Below are 25,088 nucleotides of genomic sequence, written 5' to 3' on the forward strand. Positions count from 1 at the left end.
GTCGGCGGATATGCGAAAAAAAATCCTGAAAATTTTTCAGGATTTTTTTGCAATAATAAAAATTATCACTAATTTTGCACTCGCAATCGGATAACGATTGATGCCTCTTTAGCTCAGTTGGTAGAGCACGACACTCTTAATGTTGGGGTCCAGGGTTCGAGCCCCTGAGGGGGTACAGAAAATGCTAAAAGCCGGCACAAATAAGTGCCAAACAACGGCCAAAGCAACGTAAAAGCTTTATAGTTGTCTACTATAAGGCTTTTTTCTTTTGCGGTTACGACAGCAGAATGCCAAACTGCGACAAAAAATCGTTACTAATTCGTAACCAAAACCCAAAAATATTTTTGGTTACGAATTTTCCCCGATTTTGGTTACGAATTCTTTGAAAAGTCCGTCAGTTGTCCGCTGATTGTCAGAGTTTTAAGGCACAATTAGACTAATTTTGTAACCAAAAAAAGTAACCATGAAAAACACATTTAGCGTGCTTTTTTATGTAAAAAAGCAACAGAAAAAGAGCGGATTATTGCCCATTATGGGGCGTATTACTGTCAATAAGCAGACGACACAATTCTTCACGCAGTTGGAAATTGACCCGCAAACTACGGAATGGGACAGCAAAACAAAGAAAATCAATGGAAAGGGAGCAAGTTCCCTAAATAGCCAACTGCGCAATATCGAAGCAAGAATCAGAACTACCTATCAGGAAATGTTTCTGCGCGGTCCTGTGCTGTCTGCCGAGCAAGTTAAAAATGCTTTTTTAGGGATTGATGATTCCAGCACTACCCTATTAAGCGTTTTCCAAGAGTACAAGCAACATCAAAAGGATATGATCGGCAAATGCCGTTCTCTTTCGACCTACAAACGTATTACCCTTGTATATAACCGGGTGGCGGATTTCATCAAGGTAAAACATCACCGTTCGGATATGTACGCCGCGGAGATCGACGGTTCTTTCGTCGATGATTTTTCAGACTATCTATTCACTACGTATAAGGTTTCAAACAATCAAGTTCAAAAAATCATGCAGGTATTCAAACATGTTACAAAAATCTGCATCAAGAAAGGTCTTTTGAAAAAGGACCCGTTCAGCGATTACAAAATTAAGTTTGACCCTGTGGACCCGAATTTCCTGACGGTCGATGAACTTAAATTAATCATCCAAAAGAAATTTTCATTGCGAAGTTTGGAAACGACAAAAGACCTATTCGTATTCAGCTGTTTTACGGGCTTAGCTTTTGTCGATGCCATGAACCTAAAACGTGAAAACATTACGCTTGCTGAAAACGGGGATATGTGGATTAAAATTACCCGTCAGAAAACAAATATTCCGTCGATCATCCCGGTTATGGATATTGCGAAATCCATAATTAAGAAATACGAGAATCAGAATGACAGCTACGTACTACCTCGTTCCCCGCATCAGCACGTAAACGCCTACTTGAAGCAAATTGCAAGTAGTTGCGGCATCAAAAAGAATATGACTTTCCACATGGCCCGGCATACCTATGCCACTACCGCCATGTCTTTCGGCGTTCCTATTGCCACCATCGCCAAGACAATGGGACATGCGAATATGAAAATGACGCAGCACTACGCCCGCGTTCTTCCCGAAAAGATCATCAAAGACATTAACGTTTTGAACACGGCAACGCAAACATTACAAACTCTTTACCAATAAACTACTATATTATGGATGCAGTTCAGACAGCAATCAAAGACAAAATCATCGTTGTTCAGGGTCGTCAGGTGATTCTCGACAGCGACGTAGCAGCCCTTTACGGCGTCGAAACGAAGCGCGTAAACGAAGCGATCAAGAACAACCCCGACAAATTCCCGGACGGGTACATTCTCCAGCTTACCCCGTCAGAATGGGAAGATTTGCGGTCGAAAATTTCGACCACAAAATCCGCAAAGGTCCGCTATGCCCCCAAAGCCTTTACCGAAAAGGGACTTTATATGCTGGCGACAATCCTGAAATCGCCTGTTGCCACACAGACGACAATCGGAATTATCGAAACCTTTGCAAAGGTGAAAGAACTGTCTCGCACGATGTCGGCGTTGCAAGAACCTAACGACCCGCATCTGCAAGAGCGGCTTGCCGAGAAAGGCAGCCGTATCATCAGCGATTTGCTGGACGATGCTTTTGAAACCACGCAGTCCGAAACGACAATCGAGTGCAACCTTGTCGTGCTGAAAGTAAAGCATACAATCACCCGCAAACCGAAATAGCAAACACTCAAACGAATAGCCGTCCTGCAATTTCAGGGCGGCTTTTTTCGTTATATTCTGGCTTGTTTAGAATATAAAATCTATATACATTTGCTTCGACTATGAATGAAAACATAAGATTGGAATGGTTTAAACCGGACCTTACTGCACCGTTGGAGGTTCCTCTGATGGATAGCGGCGTACACGCAGGGTTCCCCTCCCCTGCGGACGACAGCATCGAACAACCGCTTGATCTGAATAAATTGGTAGCCCCGAATCCGAACGCTACATTTTTCGCACGTGTTGTCGGGGACAGCATGAAAGACGCGCATATCGAGGAGGGCGATTTGCTGGCGGTCGATAAGTCCGCCGATCCGCTCGATGGGGATGTCGTGGTGTCCTTTATCGACGGGGAATTTACGCTGAAAACGATCCGGTTTAAAGGGGCGCAGGTTTGGCTTGTCCCTGCCAATGAAAAGTACAAGCCTATCGAGGTCACTACGGACTGCGACTTCCGTGTGTGGGGCGTTGTCCGGTATGTAATAAAGAAAGTCAAAAAATAATGTACGGCCTTGCGGACTGCAATAATTTCTACGCATCCTGCGAACGAATGTTCGCCCCCGATCTAAACGGGCGGCCTGTTGTCGTATTGTCGAATAATGACGGGTGCATCATTGCCCGCAGCGATGAAGCAAAAGCGCTCGGTTTGAAGATGGGCGATGCCTATTTTCAGCAGGCTGCATTTCTCCGGCAAAATAATGTCGCTGTCTTTTCTTCCAATCTGGAACTCTACGGGGATATGAGTACGCGGGTTATGAATACCCTTAAATCGTACTCCCCCGCTACCGAGGTCTATTCCATTGACGAAAGTTTCATGGATTTCACGGGCATCGACCCGGCCACGCTGCGGGACTTCGGGCTGGAGATCGTGCAACGAGTGAAAAAGAATACGGGCATCCCGATCAGCTTGGGTATCGCTCCGACCAAAACGCTGGCGAAGATCGCCAGTAAGTTGTGCAAGCAATATCCGAAGCTGGCGGGCTGCTGCTACATGCACCGCCCGGAAGATATAGAGAAAGTACTGCGGCGGTTCCCTATCGGCGACGTATGGGGCATCGGGAGACGCTTCGAAAAGAAGCTGCTGGCCGCGAACGTCGCCACGGCATACGACTTCACGCAGTTATCCCCGGAGTGGGTGCGCCTGAACATGGGCGGCATTACGGCTCTGCGCATGTGGAAAGAGCTGCGGGGCGAAGCTTGTATAGGGTTTGATGATATGCCGCAGCCCAAGCAGCAGATACGCACCTCCCGAACATTTCACAACGACGTTTCCGATTACGGCGAACTGCACCGTAATATCGCGCTTTTCACCGCCACCAGCGCCGAAAAGCTGCGCAAGCAGCAATCCGTCTGCGGGGAAATCCGGGTGTTCATCCTGACGAACCGCCACCGCCCCGACAAGCCGCAAAGCTATGAAAATGCGCTGCTGAAACTGCCCAACCCGACAGACAGCACCATCGAATTGGTAAAATATGCGGGCAAGATACTGCGGGACTTGTACTCCAAAGGCTACGGCTACAAACGTGCGGGCGTGGTTCTTTCGGATATTCGGTCGAACGAAGGAGTACAAATCAATATGTTCGACCCGATTGACCGGGACAAACATACGCGGATCATGGCGGTCATGGACGCCTTGAACAAGACCTACGGCCGAAACAAGATAAGCCTCGCCACGCAGGGCGCGACACCGCCCTACCGCATGAACCGCGAACACCTTTCCCAACGATATACGACCAGTTGGGACGACATTATTCAGGTAAAGGCCATGTAATTTATACAATTAAAGGTTCCGAAATATAGGTGCAGAAATCGTAACTTTCTCCCCATCATTTTTTATCAGAACATCATAGACCCCAAGAAAATGCAATTTCGTATCTACTGATTGCGGTTTAAGCGCAACACTAATACAATCCTTCAGTCGATCGTCTACACGTCCTTGTGAACTCTCGTAAAATATTCCGTCAATAATGGGTTGCACTAACACATCAAACGTAAATTTTGCGGGAATCCAGTACTCTCTGTCTGCATTAACGTTATCTGTAAATTTATGGTGCATATATCGTTGAAAATTTATTATTTCGTCATCAGAATAGAAATCCGCTCCAGCCCTACGCAATTCTTCAATTTCTGCCAAGAAATTCGAAAGTCCATTCGCTACCTGACGATTAATCCCGGACCTGTTTTCACGTAAATCTGGATTTATAATCGTCAATCCGTCAAGTGGTTTATATGATTCCCAACATCCGACAACAGCACGATATTCTTCATCTATCATCGGTCCTCGAAAAAAGGGACAGGCTTCAAATAGCGACAGTATAATACTATTTGTTAGACGCGGGATTTCTTCTTCGTTATCTCGATTTACAAGAACACCATAGAATAAGGGATTATCCGGCATATTCGCCCGTCCGAATTTTTCACAAAGTTGCTGCGGCAAATAGCTGATTTGTTCTTCACTCTGAACTTCATTAAATGATTTTACCTGACGAGCGCGTAATACCAATATCCCGGCAGGCATGGTTATAATTGGCGCAACAATCGGCTGCCCTATCATATCATTAAACGCATCTTCAATATCTTCGAATTGAGCTGCAGGATCATTTTCAATTCGCCGGAGACGACCGATAAGGTTATTCAAGTCAAACATATCGTTCAAATTTTCCATTAAGGTAGTGAAAATATCTTAATGGTAAATGGCATTTTTTTGTATCTTTATCAACGATTTAAAGCGCAAGAATCTACTATGACCAATAAAGACCAACATCCTGCTATTCTATATAAGTACATTGATACCACTGGTGGTTTATCCATGCTGCAAAAAGAAGAATTATGGTTCAGGCGAACAGGCTTTCTGAATGACCCTTACGATTGTTACCTTTCGCACGAATGTCAGGGAAAATACCCGGAATTTAGTGTGTCCTTTGACTTAAATGAACTCACCAAATATTTCGGAATTTGTAGTTTAAGTGAAACTGCTACCACCTTTTTGATGTGGAGTTATTACAACGAGCACAAAGGCATGTGTATAGGTGTCAATATGAAAGACATTTATACCTCTTTAATTAACCATTTTCACGATAAAATCAATAGTTACCTCTCATTCAGAAAGGTTGTATACAAAAATAAACTTCCAGATTTAAATCTTATCAATATAGTACCATTTGACTATCAGACACCCCGGATTGATAACACCCCATCCAAAAAAGCCCAGAACGAAATCAACGGTTTTCTATCGACAAAAGCGAAGTGGTGGGAACATGAAAAGGAGTATCGTCTGATACTGCGGCAAACTCCTAATCCCTATCTGAATTTAGACGAACCGGTAAAATTACAAATGCGTAACTTGATTAATAGAGTGTATTTAGGATGCAAATTTGACGGTAACATAGATACTATAATCAATATAGCAAAAGAAAAGAAATTTGATGTATATAAATTCAGACAACAATCACATACCTATGGATTATATGCAGAGAAATTATACTCTCACAACAATCAATAAAACTTTTTAGCTTAAAAAATAATTATTCATACATTTGTGAAACACTAACCCATTCCTATTATGTATCTCTTCAACAATACTCCCATTCAAACCCGATTCGATGAAAGCGATAAGAAAATCGCATCCGAACTTAACAAAATAACAGATAATGAGCTATTAAATTGCGACTTGCAAAAGATCGCGGACAGAATAGAACAACAATATAGCATTATCTGCGACACGGAGTTTACAACAGAAGATGTTGAGCCAATTAGTTATCTTATGCCCATTTCGCGAGAAGCGTTACGACCAGAATTACGAATTGGTGCAATCCATGAGTTTTATGATTTTGTCGCAGTCGATTATAAATTCAAAATCCAAGGTGATTATACTTTCTTTTTCAATACTCCTACCGATACACACTATGCTCCTATAAAGGGAAGTGCAAATGCAAATGGATTAACCTTAACCATTATAACAGAATATACACGCATCCCACTAAGCGATGAATGGAAAGAACGAGTAAAAGAGGATATTAAATTTCTTGTTTCAGAAGTCAAAACAAGAATTAACCTCTTAAAAGAGGAATGCAAAAAACGCAATGCCAACATCAAGCCAAATGTGTTATCAATTCTCGAAAAAGAAAGGCAGAATTTGATCGAAAAAAAAGCACACGATGCAAAACTTAATCCGTTCAAATAACAAATGTCCAGCCCTGAAAGGCTGGACATTTGTTTTAGTCATCAGGCTGATTGTCCCAGCCGGGGATTATCACCGTGTCTATTCCCACTCCGGGGCACGGTATTTCGTCGATTGTTTCGACCTCTGCCAGCTTGCAGCGGGTCAGGCCGAGCAGGGTCAGCAGTACGATCAAGATGCTTACGAATGTTTTTCTTTTCATAATCTTATTTTTTGTAGTTTTTGAAATCCACGGTGTGAAATATCGCTTTGTGGTTGCACCAGCGGGCCAGTCGCCGCTGTTCGGGTGTGGGGTGTATCTTGCTCTCAAAGTCGCGGTAAGGCTGTGCAAAGGGCTGGCATCCCAGCGCACGCAGTTCTTCGATGCGGCCCAGCGCGTCATCCACGTCCCGAACGAGGACATAGAAAAACATCTTTGCGGGCTTCACGCCGCATTTTTTCAGCCTTTCTATTGCCCTGTGAACGTTGTCCCGGACGGCGGAGCTGTCATATGCCATGCGAATATACTTCGACCACTTCACGCGGGAGAGCAGTTCTGCGATTTCGGTATTCCGGGCGATTTGCCGGGCATCAAGACCCTGGTTGAAGTCCACCCGCACCCCTAACCGGATGATCTTCTCGATCTGCTCCAGTCCCCACCCGGACGCAAGTACGTTGTTGTCGAGCAGTACGGCGTTGCGGCGTCCGCCTAAAAATTCCTCAATGTCGGCATTTGCCCGGATTGCCCCCTCTTTACGGGGGACTACGCACCACGGGCAGCGGTTCACGCATCCGCGGGTCAGGAAACCTACTGCCGCAGGATAATCATACAACCCGTAATCGGGGCAGGAGTGTTCCACTTCTTCGGGCAGGACCCGCGCATAATCCCGATACCCGGTTCCGCCTTTCACGACTTCGCAGGGGAAAACGTGGGGATAGTCGGGAGTGAACGTAAACACCTTTGCCATATACACCCGGTCATACTGCCCGAACATGGGGTCGGCGAACTCCACGCTGTCGCCGTGGACTTTGTGTCATGCGGACAACTTCATCAGCGCGAGGTTCGGGAAGTGGTGGCCGTCTACGTCTATCAGTCCTATTTTCATGGTTTATTGTTTTAAAAGTTCGGTTATTTCGGGGTCGAGGTTCCCGCGGTACTGCATCCGCTTGTCCATGCCGCAGGCCGTCAGGAAATGTTCGCGGCCCTCTACCTTGCGACCGAGCCGGGAGCACGCCACGGCTTTGAGGTATTCGGTCGTCGCGGACTGCTCCAGCCCGTCGAGGATTTCCAATGCCTGCGCGTCATGGCCGAGCGAAAGGAGCGTTACGACGGTGTTGCGGTCGCGGTATTCAAGTAAGTTGTAAAGGGCTTTCGCATACCTGCGCTTTTGCAGCAGGTCCACACCCCGCATATAAGCCGTATCGACCTCGCGGGTGTGAATGGTGTCCTTTATCATTCCCTGCCTGCGCAGGTCGTAACGCAATGTCACGGCCCGCAGCCACGGATAGACGCTTTCTTTAAGATAGCGATAATCCGCCGGGTATCGTTCGCGGATCAGCCGCTCCCGTCGGTCGGGGTCTTTCTCGGCGGCGATCAACTCCAGCATTTCGGCGCGGTGCGGCAGGCTTTCGTCACCACGGATGCGGGTCGCCAGTTCGGGCCAGTCCTCGGCCACCCACCGCACCCGGACGAGCGTATCGACTTCGGGGCCGATGCGCTCCTGCAGGTAGCGTTTGAGGGCATGGGCGCGGCCTTGTGCCAAAGCACGGTTACGGGTAAAACTGCCCTCCGGGGATGCCGTGGCCGTCAGGACGACGCTATCGACGAAAAATTCCTGCTGGGCGATCAGTCCGGCCATGCGTGCCTGAATCTTACCGAGCTGTGCGGTGTTTCTGCCGAGGGTGTCGAGTACACGGGTGTCGTTCACCAAAAACTGAATGTAGTTGCGGTCCTGCACGGTGGCGTACTTGTTTATGACCTTTATTTTGTAGCGCGTCGTGGTATCGACGAACGAGAGCATCGACGAAACGTGATAGGTCAGCGTATCGGACGGGGGCAGCGTGTAGCTGCTGTCGTCGAGGGCCACGACACGGCCCTGTAAGGTTACAAGCATCGTTTTCGACGTTTCGTCTGTCGGGACCTCCTGCGAATAGTAGTACGAGATATGGCCGGGATGGGCCGCCACGCTGTCGAGCCGCACGCCCTCCGGATAGGGATATTTCACGAAGCGGGCGAAAGCGCGGGCTTCGGCGCTGCTGTCGGGTGCGAAAGCCCGGACATACTTGCCGAACTGCCAGTAGTCGCGCTGCTGCACCCGTGAAAACAGCCCGCCCCGAATGGTGATGTCCTGCAAAGCATGCGCTTCGCCGTACTTGTGCAGATAGGGGGTTACGATGACGCTCCGGCATGCGCCCTGCAACTGCCGGGGCATGTCGATCACGAAGTCGATTATGACCTTTCCCAGCCGTTCGGGAAGCGTTCGGGCTTTGGCGCGTATGGTTACCTGCTGAATCTGCATTGCCATTATACGTTCGCCGTTCTCCTGTACTTCGGTCGGCACGAGGTAGAAACGGTTGCTGTCCCATTCGATCTTCAAGGCGGGCGGCTGGTAGGTCTGCTGCTCGCGTTCGCGCTGTTCGCGGCTGACGTGCAACACGTCGGCGCAGTATTGGCGACGCTCCAGATGCCCGGTTATCGAACAGCCGCAAAGCAACGCGGCCAAGCATACGGCAATAGTTTTCATTATCCTTTTCATTTTCTACTGCAATTTATATTCGACCAATCCGTTATCCGATGTGCGCTTAAATTCCGCGGAATAAGACGTTACTGTGAACGTGGCGTAACTCCCTAACCCGCTCAATGATACAGACCCTTTTCCTGTCGTATGGTCGGCTTCAATCTTCACCGTTACGATATACTGCTTTTTTGTCACGGCCCCACCGAAAGAATATATGTCGGCATTGGCCGTCACTTTCACGGTCAGGTCGTCCACTACGGGCTGCGAAGATTCCACGGTAACATAGAGCAAGCCCCCCGATGTGCTGAATGTCGGTTGGAGGTCGGCGGTGGTCTTAATACCCATTACCGATGTGATGATCTCCGCGCTGTGGCCGTCGGTGTCGGTTACGGTTATTTTCAGCGGGTTCGGCCCAAGCATATTTGGCTTCACCCGTAATGTATTTGTGCCGTTCCCGTATTGGGTGAATGTCGTCAGGGGAACGTCGGAGCCATAACGACCATAGTACACGGACGGAACACCTTCCACTTTTACGGTGTAGTTCCCGGAGTAACCGGGTTGTGACACGGTATAGTCGATATATGCCCGGTCATAAACCGTCAGTTCATTTCCCTGCTGGGCATAGGTTATCGTCAGTTCCGGGTTTTTGAATACCGTTGTCAGCACACGCTCCATGCTGAATCCGTATTTGTCCGTAACCGTCAGACGGAGCCGCACGTCGCCCGGCTCTGCCTGCGTATAGCTGATACCGGCCGTTACTGTTCCGTTGCCCGAAAAGAACGGATAAGGCGTACCGGGGTTCCGATTCACGCCGTCGATGGCGACTATCCCCGTCCCGGCGTCGATATGATAGGACAAGTAATAGACATTTTCGGGGTTGTTCGTGGATGTAAGCCGCAGTTCGGTTGTCGCAGGTTCCCCCGGTGCATGGTTTTCGGCAAATGGCGTGACGGTGAGTTCTGCCGTCGATACCCGCCAGTCCACGGTGTTCAGACCGAGGATGCGGGCGTCGATGTTGTAAACCCGGTTGCGGCCGACATTGAAATCCGTCGTGTTGTTTTCTCCGAGATAGATGCGGTACACAACCTGCGTTCCGTCGGCTTCGCCCGCTATGGCTATGTAGGTGGCATGTTCCGGGGCGCGGGTTTGATCTTTCTGCTGCTGGGAGCCGATGCCTGCAACCTCTCCCTGCCTGTTCTCCAATAAATAGCAGGTCGCGGCATAGGCCGTTGCCGACGCTTCGACGGGCGGCATGTCGGCAACGGCTTCGCTGCTCTCGGCGCGGCTGAAGTCAAAGAGAGCCGCCGAACGGGGTGCGCTGCGAAACTGCACGGACTTCACATGAAAAGACTTTGCGAAATCAGCAGCCACGGTGTAGCTGAAATTGACCTTTGCCACGGCGCGAACCAAAGATACGGCGATCTGCGTGTCGCCGCGCACGGTGACGGCCTGCTGCGCGGACATGGGAAAGGGAGCATCCGCGAGGGCCGCAGGCTCCCGTTCGACGCGCAGCGAGCGAACGAAATCCTGCGTCCGCTCGCCCGCGTCGTGTCCGAGGTTGGCAATGGCGTAAAGCGTATAGTCGCCTTTGGGCAGTTCCAGCACGACGGGGCGCACCGGAGCAATATAGACGTGCCGGGCCTGACCGCCGTTTACGGGGAACAAGTACAGATTGATGTCGTCGATGCGGGTGTCGTTCGTCGCGGCGCGTGTCGGGGACATGGCCCCGCAGCGGAATGTCATTGCAAGCTGCTGTTTGGCCTGCGTCGCCGGATTAAGCTCTATGTCCGCATCCGAGCAGGCGCAGCAAAAAAGCATCATGCAGACGACGGTATAAATAAGTTTTTTCATGCTGCTTTTAGAATAAGTAGTTAAAACTGATCTCTGCCCGCGAGGGGCCTACAACCCACCGCTTGTAGTGGTGTATGAAGATGGATTCGTATTCGGGCGGGATGCGGTCGCGGCGGGTGTCTTTCATGTAAAAGACCCCGATGCCGATTTCGGCCGTGACGTTCCAACGCTTCGAGAGCAGCCAAGCATAACCATAGCTGAATCCCAGCCCGGCCATTCCGCCTTTGTAGTAGCGTCGGGAACCGCCGTACAGGTAATTTCCATAGGTTAGCTGGCTGCCGATGAAATGGCCCACGAACGCTTCGTAAAGCCAGCGTTTCGTGCCGATCTGCGCGGCATACAGCCGACAACTGAACGAATCGGAGTTTACGGGATTCCAGTAGGCGGAAAGGTCTAACGTCCACTTGTCCGCGACGGCGGCATCCACTCCTACGTTCACCGTTGCGGTGAGTGCGGCCAACGCGTTTACTTTGGCGCTGAAAAACTGCGCTGCGACCCGATGGGGCTTGCCCCACAAAGCCAGTAGGCAGAGCATTAAGGTGATGATGTGTCTTTTTTTCATGGTTGTAATTCTTTGGAAGCCTACTCCCGAATACAGCGGATAGGATTTGCGGCATAGCGGTAATAATCTGTTGTGCCGATAAATGATGGTACGGAACCCGTCGAGAAAAAAATCGAGGTGCAGGAAATATCGCCATATCGACAAGCCCACGTTCCCCAGTGCATATTGTAGGGCGCATTGGTATAAAGCCGTCCGAGCTGTCCGTTATTCATAAAGCGTGTTTCAACGAAAGTCCCTCCAGTCGGGATATTCGTGGTGCGATTACCGTTGTAATGAATCGTTACATAATAGGGCGACGACTGACTTACCCGCTCGATTCCGGCAAAATCTTCGGGGCTGGGGACTTTCCAACCAACGGGGCACGGGTCATAAATTGATTTGAGGCTTACCTTGCTAATATTGTTGTTGCTTGTCGTGACGTTCCCCCAAAGATTCGGATGATGATTATAAAGCCAATCGGCTACTGATGTCCACTCTTCCCAATCTTCGTACATGGCATCGCTCATAAAGGTTGTCGGGTGAGCAATCGACCACTCCACGGTCATATTGTCATAAGGGCTTTCAGTCCCGGCGTTTCGGGGATAGCTGACAGCGTATTCGAATCCCTCGGCATATACGGCGTCGGCGCGTTTGTTTATATCCTGACAAGTCGCCGGATGCGGAAAGGGGTCTTTGCGGCCCCACTGGTAGTAAAGCCCGCGCGATGAGGGCTGCGTGCAGTCGGTGGTGAGTGCTCCGATATTGCGGTCCATAAAGACAGCCCCGGACGAATAGGTCTGCGCCATTGTTGCCGGGTCGTAATCGACCGACCAGATATGCCACGACCAGATGCAGTTTCCCGCAGCGTCGAACAACCCGATCACGGCGTTGCCCCGCACGGCTCCCGTCGAAAAGGATATACGGCCGTTTGAGTACGCCGCATCTTTGACAACCGTTTCGCTCAATGTCCCCGATTCCCAAAGCACGCGGGCGGAAACTCCGTGAAGCTGCTGCGGCCAGATATTCGTCGTATTCTTGCCGTTGCCCTGCACCGTCGCATCGAACGAATAGCGGGTGTCGAGGGCCGGGGCTATGTAGCAGTTCGCCGTTCCCTTACTGTCGAGGGGTGTTTCCATGACCCGAAAACGGGCATATATGTCGGCATGCGAATCGCGGGGGACATAATTGTAGCTCTCCGACGATGAAAGGAGCCGGGAATATGCGGCGTCGGCGTACCAGCCCACGAAAGCATAGGACCCCGTCGCTGCGGCGGTCAGTCGGCATCCGTCCTCGTGGCATAACGCTGCGGTGCGCTTGCCGCCGCCCTCGTTCGCAGTTTGGGTATATAGGCATCTGTCTGCCGTGACGCTCCCGCCTGCGGAAGTATGGGCGTAAACTATATTTGCCATCGTATGTTTGAAATCGTAAGACTGTGCGAATCCGTATTCGTCGGTCAGCGTTACGCGGTAGGCCAGCGTTGAATTGTCTTTGGTGAAAACGGACGGGCCGTAATCGAGGTAAAAGTAATTACCTCCTTTGGGGTTATAGATTTCAAAGTCGAAGCTGTTATTGCAGTCGGTACGGTCAAATTCGAAATAGTCGCTGTCGCCTTGTGTCACCTCCAGCCGCCCGCTGATAGCGAGCGAGCTGTTTTCGTTCACCATATCGACATGCAGGCTGTAATCCGGGTCGTACACGCAGTAGCCGCCGATATTGCCGTCGTCGAAATCGTCGTACACGGCAGCCGTATATGCCGCGATTCGGGTGTCTGCGGTGTTGTCGTTCAGCAGGGTTATATTGAGCCTGTAATGGCAGTTGGCCCGGACGTTGAAATCGGACGTATTGTTTTCGCCCAGATAGACCGAGTAGGCCAGCACCTTACTGCCCCGCGTGGCGCGGATAAGCAGCCACGATGCACAAGGGGGCGCATTGTCGGCATTCTTCTGCTTCTGGTCGGTGATCGAGGTCCTCACGCCTTGAAGATTGGGCAGCATGTAATAGCTGCCTGCGGCCTGCCGTCCCGTCAGGAGCATTTCCGGGCCGTGGGTGTAGTCGTCGGGATTACCGGATGCCGGGCCGTTCCCTGCAAAGAGCGCCGCGGTGCTGGGAACGGTGAGCAGTTGCACGGATTTGAGTTCCATGTCGGCAGGTTTTGCGGTGAGGTTGTAGGAGATTTTCGACACGAAGCGTTTAACGTTTATCGGCGGTAACTGCACTACGCTGCCGGACGAACATGAGATCGTCGTTTCCTGTTCGTAAAACATCGGTAGTGTGTCATAATCCTGCTGGTATGTTACCATGTATCGGGAAAGGTCGGCACTTTCACCCAGACTGCGGCCGACGTTGGCGGCAATGCGCATCAGGTAGACGCCCGGAGGGCATTCGAAGCGCAGCGTCGTCGTGGTGAGATAGCGGAATACCACTACGCGGCCCGCTTTGTCCATAAGGTAGAAATTCAGGTCGCGGATCGTCGTTTCGTCGGTCGCGCGGGTCGTCGTTGTCATGGGGGCGGACCTGACGGTCAGTTCTACGGCCACTTTCGACCGTGCGGTCGGCTCGCGGTCGGTAATGCAGCCCCAGCAAAGAGCGAGGGCGAGCAAAATGAATATGGTTTGTTTCATCGGGATTTATGATAACCGCCCGCGCCCCGAAAGGTGCGGGCGGCGGTTAATGAATAGGTTGTTTATGCGCCCAGATCGACCGACTGCGTTACGGGTGTTTCCCACTCGGCGACCGACACGCTGACTTGGCAATCCTGCCCCACGAGACCCGTGATGTTGGCGGCCACACGGTAGTAGCCGTTGCGGGCGATTTCACCCCCGGCCTTGCCCGTGAGGGGAACGGTGTAGACGACTTCCATGCGGTCGGCCGTTGTCGAAGCGTTCCCGTCGGCGTCATAGGTCGCGGTGATCTCCAGCGCGACGCGGCTTGCTTCTGCCAAAGCTCCGTTTTCGAAGATGTAGAAAAGGTTGTTATACTTGCCGGATGCCGCTGCCGGGGCCTGCGTATGGGTGTAGGTCATGGCTCCGGGCGTCGGTGTGGCCGGGGCGATGATCGGCGTCTGGCTGGCGGCACGCACCACCTTCGTTCCCGTTACGGTCAGCGTTCCGGAATACTTGCTATTGAACGACGCATCGACGGAGGTCTGCACGGCGACTTTGGCGACGGTGCGTTTGAGTGTCAGGGCTACGGATGTCGTGCCGCCCTCGGCGATGGCCTTGCTCACTCCGGCCGTCATTACGAAGCCGCCGCTGCGCTTGGCTTTGGTCGAAACCTCTGCGAATGTGCCGTTATAGTCTGCGGCGGATGTTTCCAGCTTTGCCAGCAGCGCGGATTTCGTGGTGACGCCCGTCAGGGACATGTTGGCTACGGCATAGAAGTCGCAGGTCGTTCCGGCTGTGGCGTGCGGCAGGGCGAAGGTCGCGGTGCGGGCCGTGAGTTCCGATGCGGTGAAGTCGCGCAGGGTGATAAGGTCGCCTTTGGCGTTGAACACGTACACGGAGAGCGAGGAAAGGGATTTCTCCCACGCTTCGGCGGCCGCGGCTTCGGCAAAGAACGCACGGGTCGGGGTTTCGTCGGTGAACCTCATGGCGACGATTGCGCCGTTGAGGGTGTTGTCGATGTCGGGAATGACAGTCGTTGCATCGTCTTTGTTGCAGGCGATCATCGAAAGTGCGGCAAAGGCCGCGAAAAGAATCTTTTTCATGTTAAATCGTTGTGTTTTGAGTGTAATTTGCTGTGAATTAAAGTTTTGATGTTGTGTTTGTTGTCTGCGGCAGGGCCGCGCCGTCCTGTCCCGGTCCGCACCCTCGGTGCTCTCCGGGCGAAAATCATCACTTTCGCATATTTTAGGATTTAGGAGGTTATTCTTCCCAGCCGTAACCGAGGACTTCGAAACGCACGTTTTTGTCGCAGTCCTCGGTCAGTCGAAGCGTGCCGTCCAGTTTTATAGTCACGTCCGCGAGGGTTAGCGTCAGGGGAATTACGGGTGTCGTGCCGCCCTCCAGCAGCAATTCCAGAAAACCGTATTCTTTGAGCATCCGGCGACTTATGCCGCGCTTGGCGGCGGCTACCCAGTCGATAGCCGATTCATCGAATCTTTCCATAGCGCTAAACGTGTTGACCTGTTTTCCGCTGTGCTTTGGGAGCGGGCGTCGCTACCTCCGGACGCGGTGATTTCTGCCCGGCTCCCGGCTGTTTCTGACCTTGCGGGGATGTCTGGCCCTGCACCGGGGTTTTGCCTTGCGTGGTTTTGCCTGCTCCGAAAAGGTCAGGTGCGGGAGTTTGTCCCTGTCCGGCCGTTTCGGCGGCCTGCCCCTGCTGGTTCTGCTCCGGCACGGCTGCGGGTGCTTGTCCCTGTCCGGCGGTCTCGGCGGTCTGTTCTGCCGACTGCTTGGGGGCCTGCGGGTATTGGGTCCGCCCGTCGGCGGTTTCGGGCATCGAGGAAATGATACGCTCCATGTCGCGTTGCTCGCGCAGTTTGGTTGCCAGCGCATTCCGCTGCTCAATGGTCAATACCTCCATAGGTTTGCGGAAAACCGCGTTGTACTGGTAGGGCACGATGTTCACGCTGCCGTCCCTGTTTACTATCGCTATTTCGCGCACTTCACCGTGGCGGAAGCTGTTGATGTCCTCCTGTGTGAGTTCCGTTCCGCGGATGTATCGGGGAACAAAAGCATTTTCAGCGTTCGTGTAATCCAACTGCCGCGTATCGAAGTCCCGCGACACGAGCAGAGGACCCTCGGACGTTTCCAGCACGCGGCCGAGGTTGCCGTACATTTCGAGATTCTTCATATCCGTTTCGGTGAATTTCTGATTGAAAAGTCCCTCGTCGAGAATCCGGGCATAGCTTTTCACATCGACTTTGTAGCCGTTCCCGCTCTTTTTGAGCCGGATTTTACCCTCGCCGATATAGTTGATTATATCGTCATGGTATTTGAGCTTGTGCATCCCCGTTTGTTCGTAATTCTGCAACTTTTGGAGATAGTTCATCTTTTCCAGCCCGCCGTAGCTGTACCCCATGCGGTTGAGCGTGTCCCACGGCATTTCGGCAACGGGGATGCCGCGGGTTTTCATCTTGCACTCGAATTTTCCGTCCGGGTGTATCTTGTAGTTGTAATAGAGTTTCACGTCGTCGCGGGTGGTATTTTTCCAATACCGTTTCAGCGCATCTTTCATGCGTCCGAGCGCACGCCGCGGGAGAACGTAAATGTTGATGGTGGGGTTGTTGTGATACTTCTGCAAATTCTTGTAGAAGTTCAGCGGAATGTTCTTGTCCATGACAAAAAACAGGCTTTCATTTTCCGGGGTCGGGTCCACCGTGCCGATACTCCCGTCGGGGTTCTGGGAAAAGACCTTTGCCTGGTCTTTCTCCTTGTCGTACATCATGCCGATACTCGGCTCGTTGAGTGAATTGTCGTTGGGCTGCTGCGCAGCACCGGGCGACTGTTGTTGTTCTTCTGCCATAATTTGAATTTTAAGTTATTATGTGAAACTGTTTGCTCTGCGAATGTATATCCGCCATCATCAAAAAGATACTCTTTACGCCCTCGTTCGCCCTCGTTCGCCCTAATTGGCTACGGTTTCGTTGCCTTTAAACAGGTGTTTCAGCTTCGGGTCGTCGGCTATGCGTCGCAGTTCGTCCTCTACGATCTGGGCCGCTTCCTGCTTTATGCGGTAGTAGTTGGCTTCGATAACCTCGGCCATTCGGTCCTTGCCGTTTTCGTCGGTGAAGTCGGAGAGCACGGGAATCGGACGATACTGTTTTTCTTCGGCTTTGACCTTTTCGACATCGACGACAATCTGGGCGTGAAACATTTTCTGCGGAATATTGTCCCCGAAGTTGTCGGCCACGGCTCCGACGAACACGCCCTGCGAAAGATTGCTGATTTTCGACGCGGGGATCACGCTGTCAAGCTGGGTGTTTATCCCCGTGGATTTATCTTCACGGCTGATATTGAGCGACTGCCGCTGCTGCACGATTTTTCCGAAGCGTTCGGAGAGGATGCGGGCCGTGTCGCCTACGACCTGCCCGGCAATAACGTTTCCTACGATATTCTGTATGACTTTGCTTTCGTGTTCGCCGTAATCGCGTGTAAGTTGGGAAAAGTCCTGCATCCCCAGACATACGGCTACGCGGTTGCTTCGGGCCGTGGCTATGAGGTTGTCCAGACCTTTGAAGAAAATGGTCGGCAGCTCGTCGATCACGACGCCGCATTTGAGTTTTCCCTTGCGGTTTATGGTTTTCACGATGCGCGAGTTGTAAAGGCTCAATGCCGCCGAATAGATATTCTGGCGGTCGGGGTTGCTGCCCACGCAAAGGATTTTCGGGGCTTTGGGGTTATTCAGGTCGAGTGTGAAATCGTCGCCCGACATGACCCAATAAAGCGCGGGCGAGATAATCCGCGACAGCGGGATCTTCGCGGACGCGATTTGCCCCTGCAACTGCTCCTGTGCGCCGCCCTGCCAGGCATCGACGAACGCACTCAAATAGTTCTCCAGTTCGGGCCGGGCCATAAGGATCGTGAACACTTCTTCGTATTTCTTGTTCAGCAGTTCGATTGCGTGGGGAAAGGTGCAATATTTCCCGTCCTGATAGATGCGCAGAAACCAGATAATCGCCGTGAGCAGCACGATTGGCGATTCGGTAAAAAAATCGCCCTGCCGAGTGGCCCACGAGCGGTTCAGGCCGATCATTATGACATAGGCCGCTTCATAGGCATCCGCAATGTCGGTCAAAAAGTCGGCATGAATAGGATTGCAGCGGTGCGAATGGCGGGGATCGTCGAAATTGATTACGCAGAACTGCGGCTTTACTTCGTATTTGTGTGTGAAGCGCAGCAGGTGATTGTAAGCCAGCGTACTCAAGTCCGGATATTTGAAATCATAGAAATAAGCACTATATCCCTTTTCGATAAGTTGCTTTATGTAATTGTTAATCACCGTGAAAGACTTGCCGCTGCCGGGCGATCCGACCACTATGCAACTGCGGAATACGGCAATATTTACCCAGCCGTGAAAATTCTGTCCCCGATAACGGAACAGCGTCGGCAGGTTCACCGAATATTCGTCCGAAAGCAGGCGTGTTTCCTGCATAAAGGATTCGTTTTCGTCGTTGAAAACGTCGTCCAAAAGGTCGTGCCGCAGAAGCCGCCATATCCATATTCCGGCCGTAAGCATGAGCAGGTAACCCGCGAACAAGGTTGCGGCGTACCACGCTACGCGCACGCCGGGCATTGCATGTATACGCAAAAGCCAATCGTTGAAAAAGTAGAGGAAGAAGCCAGCGAAGCCTGCCGTGCAGATATGCGGCCAGCCGATTTTCTGCGACTTAACGCCCCGTGAACCCAGACAGGCAATCAGGAGCAGCAGAAAGGCGAACAGTTTTGAGTAGAGGGGTGAAGAATAGAATCCCGTTGTCTGCTGGAATCCCCGCAGAATACGGTCTATAATCCCGAATGTTCAGCCGTTGTCGGCCAGTCATTCGTAACAGAACCAATAAATGTTGGTAACATTGCAGATAATGCCGACGGCCTGAATAAAGGCGACAATCTTTGCCAGCGCCCTCAAATCATCTTCTTGTTGCATAAATATAGTTTTTGGTTTCGGCGGCAAAAGTAAGTCAGACGCGACAATTCCCGACGTTGTAGGCTGCCGTTCGCCCTCGTTCGCCCTAATTGGCTACGGTATAATGTCTGGAATCGGAAAAAATCTATACCTTTGTAGGCGAATATTCAATAAGGGTGTACGCCCGAATATTCATCATAGCCTGTTCCCGGCAGTCAAACGTGGAAATTTGAATGGGAAGCAGGCGGGACGGCTGAACTTCGTGCATCGTTTGTGCGGGGTTCGGTCTGACTGTTTCCGGGTATTCCACGACCTGACTGCCGCAGATTGTTCCCCGCACATTTTTAAGATATTTTGCTACCTTTGTCATTGCAACAAGGGTACGCCCACATACTCGCGGCCTGTTCAATAAGGAATCGAAACGGCAAAAATTTGATTGAGAAACAGGCGGGACAGGTCGAACTTCGTGCTATCACGGCGCGGGGTTCGGCTGTCTGTTTCGTGGCTCTTTGCCGTGCCTGATTCCTTTTAGCCGTTCCCCGCGTTTTTCTTTTTTCTCCCTAATACGAAGAATGACCGTTAAATTATTATGAATTATATCGTTATCGGTGCAAATAAAATGTTATTCGCATGGGTGATCCGTGTGTTGCTTCCGATAAATAATAATTATGGCTAATTGTTTGATTTATAGAACTGAAAAGCTATATTTGCAATGATTCAAGTTATATAAAGGTTTGTTCAATTCGTTAGAAGAATAACGCAAGTGCAAAAGCAAAGATGTAGGCATCATATCTTTGTGAGGTGATTGTTTTTGGAGTTTTTTCTTTGAAGATTTTAAGTGTAAGAGAGAGTGAAAAGGGCCTGCGCGCAATGCGCAGACCCTTTTGAATTGTATGATCCTCCCGAATTAGTCCTCATAGCAAATGTAACGAATTATGTCATGTCAGCTTTACCAAATGCAGGTTGAATCGCTATTTTTTCGTATATTGGGTAATATTATTGTGGGCTGATTATGAAAATATTTATTTATGTTTGTGTCTTTCTATGCTTGTATTCGTGTTCCGAAAGCAAACACATATCCGAAGAACTGAATCGAACGGAGGAAATAATTAACGATTATCCGGACAGCGTGTTACGCTCCTTGCAAGCTATTGCTCCCGGCAGTATTTGCAAAAAATCGACAAAAGCGCATTACGGGCTTCTTTATTCGCTGGCGTTGGATAAAACAGGGCAAACCATAGATTCCGATTCGATGCTTCGTCCTGCCGTAAACTATTTTCTGCGGAAAGGCACGAATCGGCAAAAGTTCCTTTCTTGGTATTGTCTGGGACGCATGGAATACAGCGCAAATAATTATCAGAAAGCAACCGAATCGTATCTTAAAGCGCTGGAGTATCAGGACCTAATAGATGATCCTTACCTGATCGGAGTGTGTAACTTCGTGTTAGGAGAACTGAATTTGAAGCAGAATAATTATCAAAGGGCTTTGTTTTATTACCAAGAAGCCTACGAAAACTATCAGGCCGCAAATAAGACCAAACACCAAGTCAGCGCTAAAACTGCCATTGCCGCTGTTTACTACATGGAGAACGATAACGATAACGCGCTCCGGGATTATCGGGAAGCATTGAATCTATCCGAACAATTCGGGTATGAGGATTTTCAGGTGTACTGCCTGCGTTGCCTAATCGGGATTCTTTCGAACAAAGGCGTAACCAACGAAACCTACAATTATGTAGGTCGTTTTCTCCAGTTGTCGGATGATTTATCGCCGAATGATTACTGTGTTTTGGGAGAATATTATTTGCGTATCAATAAACCGGACAGCGCCGAATATTATTTGAACGCAGCGATTTCAGCCAATATTGGTGGGCCGCGCGAAAACGATGCGGCAGCTAAAATTCTCCTTGCCGAAACCTATACGATGAATGCAGATTACCGAGCGGCCTACTCGATGCAAAAGGAGTGTCTTGCTTTATGTGATTCGATACATTTAAGCTATATGAATAATTCTGCGGCAGAAACCGAACTGCGATATAAAAACGAGCGTTTGGAATTTGAACGCTACCGCTCCAGCGTAAGACAAAATGTAATTTATATTATCGCTTTGGTATCAGTCATAGCGATCTGCGGCATTATTTATATCTTCCGCCGCAGAAATAAGATGCAGAAACAAAGAATTGAGGAATATCTGACGCTGATTGAAGAACTGAATAAGACCAAATTGCAAATACCCGATGCCGCAAAAATTAGTGAACTGCTTAATACGCGCTTTCAAGTCCTGAAAGAACTTGCAAAGACCTATTATGAGTTTGAAAATTCCCCGGCTCTTACCAAGAAAGTCAAAGGCATTTTATCCGAAAAGATTTTGGATAAAACGATAATGTCGGATTTAAAGAATACCCTGAATCAACAATACGATAATGTGATTTCTAATTTCAAGTCCGAATATCCGAAAATCAAGCCATGTTTCGTGGAATTGCTTTGCCTGCTCTATGCCGGATTTTCACCGCAACAAATAAGCGTCATTACCAATGAAACGCTAAAAACAATATACATGCGGAAGTTCCATTTGAAAAAGAAAATAATGGCTTCGAGTATCACAACAAAAAATGCGATTCTCAATATTATTTCGTAAATACCAGAGAACTAATACTTTAGCAATCAGACTTGTTTAAATCAAAGATTTACCGCTAATGTGCTGATTTAAAATGCGTTAAAGCAAAGCCCGAAAACTGAAAAATTTTCGGGCTTTTTTGTGTGCGTAACTGTTTGTTTTTCAGTCGAAATCACTTTGCGGTTGAAAAATTTTAGAGGCTCTGATTTCTTGGTTTTCGGAAACAATCGCTCTACTTTTGAAATGTACGAATATCTCATACTCACTTTCAAATTTAAGCCTATGAAAAAGTTCTCTCCCGCAATGTCTGTAATTGTCGGTTTGTTTATGCTATTCGCAGGTATTTATTCGGTCTATGGCGGCGGCAAGACGGCAGTTATTGTCAAACAGGTAAAAGTCGGCGGCGGCCCCGTCTGCCTATCGGAAAATATCCCGCTCGTATTCTATGATAGTTCTATGAGTATAGTAGAGGTCATTGCATCGGGCGCAGAGAGCAAGACGGGGCAGTTGATAATTTCCGGCAACTTTGGCACGGTTGCATGTGAACGTTTCGACCTTTTCAATGGAAAAAGTATCATTCCAATCCCCGAACTGGAACCGGGATTTTACACGATTGAACTGTCAATAGACAAAAATGTTTTCGCAGGCGATTTTTTTATCGAATGACATAGAATGTAGGACAAAGAAAGGGGAAACGAATAGATGACAGAAGCAGCAACTAACTTTTTGTCTGACAGCTAATCCACTAAACCAAAACTCTCTGTGAGTAACGTCTTTGTTTGCTCACACAAAAATCACTACCAACTTAAATTTCAAGGCCATGAAAAAAGTATTAGCATTAATCGTATTGTGTTTCATCGCATTTAATAGCCATGCGCAATTAAAGTATCAGAACGGCTATTTGGTTTATAACGCTATGGAGCGTTACAACGGATATATGACCAACTGGGAGGGCTAGGCGCATTGCTGGAAATTCGGGAATCGAATGATTAAATTCGACCTCGGCCCCGCAGATTCGCGCGTTTCCAGCAACTCCGACAAACTCGTACTCTACGATACGGAGAACGGCGGTTTCATCGACCTGTACGCCCGCAACGTCTATACGAACTCCGACGCTGCGTCGAAAACAAATATCCAGTCGTTAGGCAGCGCAACGGCAACCCTCACGCAACTGCGTCCCGTGTCGTTCGAATGGGCCGATAAGGCGCATTATTTCAAGACCAGCCGACGTTCGACGGGCGTTTCCAATCCCAAAGAAATGGGATTCATTGCCCAGGAGATCGAGCAGGTACTTCCCGACATCGTGGCCGTGGATTGCGAGGGCCACCGTGTCGTAAATTACAGCGCATTGATTCCGCTGCTTACGAAGTCTATTCAGGAGCTTAACGGCCAGATCGAAACCCTGAAAGCAGAAATCGAAGCGCTCAAATCTGGAAAATAATTAAACGATTATTATTATGAAAAGAATACTGAATATAATCGGTATTTTCTTTCTGTCGATAATAGTTTTCACTGGATGCCAGAATTTTACGGAGGACGAAATGGAAATGTCCCCGCAAACAAGGGCACAATTAAGTTCCGGTACGCACTATTATTGGTATAAGGGGAACAAAATCCCGATTACAATTAATACGACAAAATCGTACATTCTTTTTGAATCCTCCGATGAAGCGAATTTGCAGTTACCTCTCCTGAACTCCAAATCGGGATTGAGTGCGGCAAAAGTAACTTTATCTTCCCGGCTCCAGTTGCAAGATGCAACACGATCAGCGGCCAACGATAACCTGTATTGGGCCGAAGTTGCAACTGCGGACGTAAACGCACAAGATAAGGCATTGGTTTACAGCGCACCTTATTTCAAGACTTCCGACGGCGCTGATTTGGGTTTGAGCCATTTGTTTTATGTCAAAGTGAAGTCCATACGCGACGTAAGAATCCTGACAACACTTGCAACGGAGAATAAGGTAACTTTACTCGGAAACAATGAATACCTGCCGCTTTGGTACACGCTTTCCTGTACGAACGAATCGCTGGGAAACGCGCTGGAAATGGCGAATAAGTTTTATGAAGATGGCCCGTTTGCCGCCTGCCAGCCTTGTTTCATCAGCGAGGACGAAACTACGGCAGCCCCGAATGACCCGTTGTTTTCCGCTCAATGGGCGTTGAAGAATACGGGGCAGAATCAAGGAACTGCAGGAATCGACATCAACTATCTCCCGGCCAGAGAGGTAACGCAGGGAAGCAGCGATATTATCGTCGCGGTATTGGACCACGGCACACAGTTGGATCACCCCGATTTGAATGTTTCGTCGAAAAGCTATGACACCGAAACAGGGAGGTCGCCAAGTCAGATTTGGGGCAACCACGGTACAGCATGTTCCGGAATCATATCTGCCAAAACCAACAATAATCTGGGGGTTGCGGGCATCGCCCCGAACTGTCCCGTTATGTCGATCAGCAATCAATTAATGGGAACATCGGATGCTCCCCAGAAAAGGGCTGACGGATTTAATTGGGCTTGGAGAAACGGTGCGTCTGTTATTTCAAATTCTTGGAGATCATCGACGTTCTCGGAGTTGTTAGAAGATGCGATACAGTCGGCCATGACAAATGGACGTAACGGTCTGGGGTGTGTCGTAACTTTTTCTGCAGGTAATTATGATTCGAATACCGTGGGCTATCCTGCGAGATCGTTGCCCGATATTATCGTCGTCGGAGCGTTAAGTCTTTCGGGTAAACGTAAATCCTCAACGACTATTGATAACGAAGGCTGGTGGGGAAGTGATTACGGAACGCAGTTAGATATAATGGCTCCCGGCGTTCTTATTTATACTACGGACCGAACCGGAAGTGTCGGGTATGTTTCGGGCGATTATATGCCAAATTTTAACGGCACATCATCGGCTTGCCCGCATGTTGCCGGAGTAGCGGCTTTGATACTGTCGGTAAATCCGAACCTGACTCAAAAGGAGGTAGCCACGATCATCGAGAAAACAGCCCGCAAGGTCGGCGGATATAGCTATTCGACGGTTAGCGGCAGACCGAACGGCACATGGCATACAGAAGTTGGTTACGGCCTGATCGACGCCTATGCTGCCGTAATGGAAGCTCAAAATGCAAGTACGACGGTCTATTTCAATGACAAGACAGTTACCACGAATACGGTAGTTTCGGGCAGCGAAATATCTGCGACGAACGTAACCGTTAAGAACAATGCCAAGCTGACGTTTACCAACGCCAAGAGTATTATTATCACTCAACCTTTTACCGTCGAACTCACTTCGTCATTAGAACTTTCTTTACAGTAATTTTTACCGATAAGGCGGAGAATCGGATTCTCCGCCTTTG

General features: G+C 49.6%; 21 protein-coding genes, 1 tRNA gene and 1 pseudogene. 12 read left to right on the plus strand and 11 right to left on the minus strand.

Annotated elements, in window-relative coordinates; genetic code table 11:
• Positions 1–102: 102 nt before the first annotated feature.
• The 5 genes from ACESTR_RS04615 (at position 103) to ACESTR_RS04635 (ending at position 4,039) form a co-directional block, all read left to right on the plus strand.
• Positions 103–175: transfer RNA gene (locus ACESTR_RS04615), tRNA-Lys, on the plus strand.
• Positions 176–463: 288 nt separating this feature from the next.
• The gene (locus tag ACESTR_RS04620; protein WP_009598544.1) at positions 464–1,678 is read left to right on the plus strand and encodes a site-specific integrase; all 1,215 of its coding nucleotides are present in this window, start codon (positions 464–466) and stop codon (positions 1,676–1,678) included.
• A gap of 11 nt (positions 1,679–1,689) precedes the next feature.
• Positions 1,690–2,229 (plus strand): ORF6N domain-containing protein, encoded by a 540-nt coding sequence (locus ACESTR_RS04625; RefSeq protein ID WP_014776104.1) that lies wholly within the window; start codon positions 1,690–1,692, stop codon positions 2,227–2,229.
• Positions 2,230–2,330: 101 nt separating this feature from the next.
• A complete protein-coding gene (locus ACESTR_RS04630; RefSeq protein WP_009598571.1) occupies positions 2,331–2,771 on the plus strand; it encodes a LexA family protein in 441 nt (146 codons plus the stop codon).
• Positions 2,771–4,039 carry a Y-family DNA polymerase gene (locus ACESTR_RS04635; protein WP_009598553.1) on the plus strand — a complete coding sequence of 423 codons (1,269 nt, stop codon included), beginning with the start codon at positions 2,771–2,773 and terminating at the stop codon, positions 4,037–4,039. The genes ACESTR_RS04630 and ACESTR_RS04635 overlap by 1 nt, the downstream gene beginning before the upstream one ends.
• 9 nt (positions 4,040–4,048) lie before the next feature.
• On the opposite strand, the gene ACESTR_RS04640 is transcribed toward ACESTR_RS04635, so the two are convergent.
• Positions 4,049–4,915, minus strand: coding sequence for a hypothetical protein (locus tag ACESTR_RS04640; RefSeq protein WP_014776102.1), 867 nt, complete (start codon positions 4,913–4,915; stop codon positions 4,049–4,051).
• A 39-nt stretch (positions 4,916–4,954) separates the two neighbouring features.
• Here ACESTR_RS04640 and ACESTR_RS04645 point away from each other — a divergent pair, with 39 nt between their 5' ends.
• Together ACESTR_RS04645 and ACESTR_RS04650 are read left to right on the plus strand one after the other, a co-directional pair.
• On the plus strand, positions 4,955–5,770 hold the full coding sequence (locus ACESTR_RS04645; RefSeq protein ID WP_014776101.1) for a DUF2971 domain-containing protein: 816 nt from the start codon (positions 4,955–4,957) through the stop codon (positions 5,768–5,770).
• 60 nt (positions 5,771–5,830) lie between these two features.
• Positions 5,831–6,451, plus strand: coding sequence for a hypothetical protein (locus ACESTR_RS04650; protein WP_009598546.1), 621 nt, complete (start codon positions 5,831–5,833; stop codon positions 6,449–6,451).
• A 34-nt stretch (positions 6,452–6,485) separates the two neighbouring features.
• Here the strand turns inward: ACESTR_RS04650 and ACESTR_RS04655 are convergent, their stop codons facing one another.
• From ACESTR_RS04655 to mobC, 10 genes and pseudogenes are all read right to left on the minus strand, one after another.
• Positions 6,486–6,650 (minus strand): hypothetical protein, encoded by a 165-nt coding sequence (locus tag ACESTR_RS04655; RefSeq protein WP_193559116.1) that lies wholly within the window; start codon positions 6,648–6,650, stop codon positions 6,486–6,488.
• 4 nt (positions 6,651–6,654) lie between these two features.
• Positions 6,655–7,395 (minus strand): radical SAM protein, encoded by a 741-nt coding sequence (locus tag ACESTR_RS04660; RefSeq protein WP_227042932.1) that lies wholly within the window; start codon positions 7,393–7,395, stop codon positions 6,655–6,657.
• A 141-nt stretch (positions 7,396–7,536) separates the two neighbouring features.
• Positions 7,537–9,171 carry a hypothetical protein gene (locus ACESTR_RS04665; RefSeq protein ID WP_009598568.1) on the minus strand — a complete coding sequence of 545 codons (1,635 nt, stop codon included), beginning with the start codon at positions 9,169–9,171 and terminating at the stop codon, positions 7,537–7,539.
• 15 nt (positions 9,172–9,186) lie between these two features.
• A complete protein-coding gene (locus ACESTR_RS04670) occupies positions 9,187–11,016 on the minus strand; it encodes a DUF4906 domain-containing protein (RefSeq protein ID WP_009598562.1) in 1,830 nt (609 codons plus the stop codon).
• A 7-nt stretch (positions 11,017–11,023) separates the two neighbouring features.
• Positions 11,024–11,578 carry a DUF3575 domain-containing protein gene (locus ACESTR_RS04675; protein ID WP_009598547.1) on the minus strand — a complete coding sequence of 185 codons (555 nt, stop codon included), beginning with the start codon at positions 11,576–11,578 and terminating at the stop codon, positions 11,024–11,026.
• Positions 11,579–11,598: 20 nt separating this feature from the next.
• On the minus strand, positions 11,599–14,178 hold the full coding sequence (locus ACESTR_RS04680; RefSeq protein ID WP_009598550.1) for a DUF4906 domain-containing protein: 2,580 nt from the start codon (positions 14,176–14,178) through the stop codon (positions 11,599–11,601).
• A gap of 62 nt (positions 14,179–14,240) precedes the next feature.
• A complete protein-coding gene (locus ACESTR_RS04685) occupies positions 14,241–15,263 on the minus strand; it encodes a fimbrial protein (protein WP_009598551.1) in 1,023 nt (340 codons plus the stop codon).
• 157 nt (positions 15,264–15,420) lie between these two features.
• Positions 15,421–15,663 (minus strand): DUF4099 domain-containing protein, encoded by a 243-nt coding sequence (locus ACESTR_RS04690; protein ID WP_014776097.1) that lies wholly within the window; start codon positions 15,661–15,663, stop codon positions 15,421–15,423.
• Positions 15,664–15,667: 4 nt separating this feature from the next.
• The gene (locus ACESTR_RS04695) at positions 15,668–17,023 is read right to left on the minus strand and encodes a DUF4099 domain-containing protein (RefSeq protein ID WP_286078235.1); all 1,356 of its coding nucleotides are present in this window, start codon (positions 17,021–17,023) and stop codon (positions 15,668–15,670) included.
• 102 nt (positions 17,024–17,125) lie between these two features.
• A pseudogene (gene mobC, locus ACESTR_RS04700) lies at positions 17,126–19,144 on the minus strand (conjugal transfer protein MobC).
• Positions 19,145–20,135: 991 nt separating this feature from the next.
• Between mobC and ACESTR_RS04705 the strand changes: the two are divergent.
• The 5 genes from ACESTR_RS04705 (at position 20,136) to ACESTR_RS04725 (ending at position 25,048) form a co-directional block, all read left to right on the plus strand.
• Positions 20,136–21,761 (plus strand): tetratricopeptide repeat protein, encoded by a 1,626-nt coding sequence (locus ACESTR_RS04705; RefSeq protein ID WP_237959073.1) that lies wholly within the window; start codon positions 20,136–20,138, stop codon positions 21,759–21,761.
• A 261-nt stretch (positions 21,762–22,022) separates the two neighbouring features.
• Complete coding sequence (locus tag ACESTR_RS04710; RefSeq protein WP_227042945.1) at positions 22,023–22,406, plus strand: hypothetical protein; 384 nt, start codon at positions 22,023–22,025, stop codon at positions 22,404–22,406.
• A gap of 154 nt (positions 22,407–22,560) precedes the next feature.
• Positions 22,561–22,698, plus strand: a complete 138-nt coding sequence (locus ACESTR_RS04715; protein WP_237959071.1) for a hypothetical protein — start codon at positions 22,561–22,563, stop codon at positions 22,696–22,698.
• A gap of 27 nt (positions 22,699–22,725) precedes the next feature.
• Positions 22,726–23,181, plus strand: a complete 456-nt coding sequence (locus tag ACESTR_RS04720) for a tail fiber domain-containing protein (protein ID WP_237959070.1) — start codon at positions 22,726–22,728, stop codon at positions 23,179–23,181.
• A gap of 16 nt (positions 23,182–23,197) precedes the next feature.
• A complete protein-coding gene (locus ACESTR_RS04725) occupies positions 23,198–25,048 on the plus strand; it encodes a S8 family peptidase (protein ID WP_014776092.1) in 1,851 nt (616 codons plus the stop codon).
• Positions 25,049–25,088: the final 40 nt, after the last annotated feature.

This window comes from Alistipes sp. DJF_B185, assembly GCF_964250025.1.
Lineage (GTDB): Bacteria > Bacteroidota > Bacteroidia > Bacteroidales > Rikenellaceae > Alistipes > Alistipes finegoldii.

Coding starts and splice junctions, on each gene's coding strand:
- ACESTR_RS04705 (WP_237959073.1), top strand. CDS start 20,136: ATGAAAATATTTATTTATGTTTGTGTCTTTCTATGCTTGTATTCGTGT.
- ACESTR_RS04685 (WP_009598551.1), bottom strand. CDS start 15,263: ATGAAAAAGATTCTTTTCGCGGCCTTTGCCGCACTTTCGATGATCGCC.
- ACESTR_RS04670 (WP_009598562.1), bottom strand. CDS start 11,016: ATGAAAAAACTTATTTATACCGTCGTCTGCATGATGCTTTTTTGCTGC.
- ACESTR_RS04665 (WP_009598568.1), bottom strand. CDS start 9,171: ATGAAAACTATTGCCGTATGCTTGGCCGCGTTGCTTTGCGGCTGTTCG.
- ACESTR_RS04645 (WP_014776101.1), top strand. CDS start 4,955: ATGGTAAATGGCATTTTTTTGTATCTTTATCAACGATTTAAAGCGCAA.
- ACESTR_RS04725 (WP_014776092.1), top strand. CDS start 23,198: ATGAAAAGAATACTGAATATAATCGGTATTTTCTTTCTGTCGATAATA.
- ACESTR_RS04620 (WP_009598544.1), top strand. CDS start 464: ATGAAAAACACATTTAGCGTGCTTTTTTATGTAAAAAAGCAACAGAAA.
- ACESTR_RS04640 (WP_014776102.1), bottom strand. CDS start 4,915: ATGTTTGACTTGAATAACCTTATCGGTCGTCTCCGGCGAATTGAAAAT.
- ACESTR_RS04625 (WP_014776104.1), top strand. CDS start 1,690: ATGGATGCAGTTCAGACAGCAATCAAAGACAAAATCATCGTTGTTCAG.
- ACESTR_RS04720 (WP_237959070.1), top strand. CDS start 22,726: ATGATTAAATTCGACCTCGGCCCCGCAGATTCGCGCGTTTCCAGCAAC.
- ACESTR_RS04650 (WP_009598546.1), top strand. CDS start 5,831: ATGTATCTCTTCAACAATACTCCCATTCAAACCCGATTCGATGAAAGC.
- ACESTR_RS04635 (WP_009598553.1), top strand. CDS start 2,771: ATGTACGGCCTTGCGGACTGCAATAATTTCTACGCATCCTGCGAACGA.
- ACESTR_RS04715 (WP_237959071.1), top strand. CDS start 22,561: ATGAAAAAAGTATTAGCATTAATCGTATTGTGTTTCATCGCATTTAAT.
- ACESTR_RS04680 (WP_009598550.1), bottom strand. CDS start 14,178: ATGAAACAAACCATATTCATTTTGCTCGCCCTCGCTCTTTGCTGGGGC.
- ACESTR_RS04660 (WP_227042932.1), bottom strand. CDS start 7,395: ATGGCAAAGGTGTTTACGTTCACTCCCGACTATCCCCACGTTTTCCCC.
- ACESTR_RS04690 (WP_014776097.1), bottom strand. CDS start 15,663: ATGGAAAGATTCGATGAATCGGCTATCGACTGGGTAGCCGCCGCCAAG.
- ACESTR_RS04710 (WP_227042945.1), top strand. CDS start 22,023: ATGAAAAAGTTCTCTCCCGCAATGTCTGTAATTGTCGGTTTGTTTATG.
- ACESTR_RS04675 (WP_009598547.1), bottom strand. CDS start 11,578: ATGAAAAAAAGACACATCATCACCTTAATGCTCTGCCTACTGGCTTTG.
- ACESTR_RS04655 (WP_193559116.1), bottom strand. CDS start 6,650: ATGAAAAGAAAAACATTCGTAAGCATCTTGATCGTACTGCTGACCCTG.
- ACESTR_RS04630 (WP_009598571.1), top strand. CDS start 2,331: ATGAATGAAAACATAAGATTGGAATGGTTTAAACCGGACCTTACTGCA.
- ACESTR_RS04695 (WP_286078235.1), bottom strand. CDS start 17,023: ATGGCAGAAGAACAACAACAGTCGCCCGGTGCTGCGCAGCAGCCCAAC.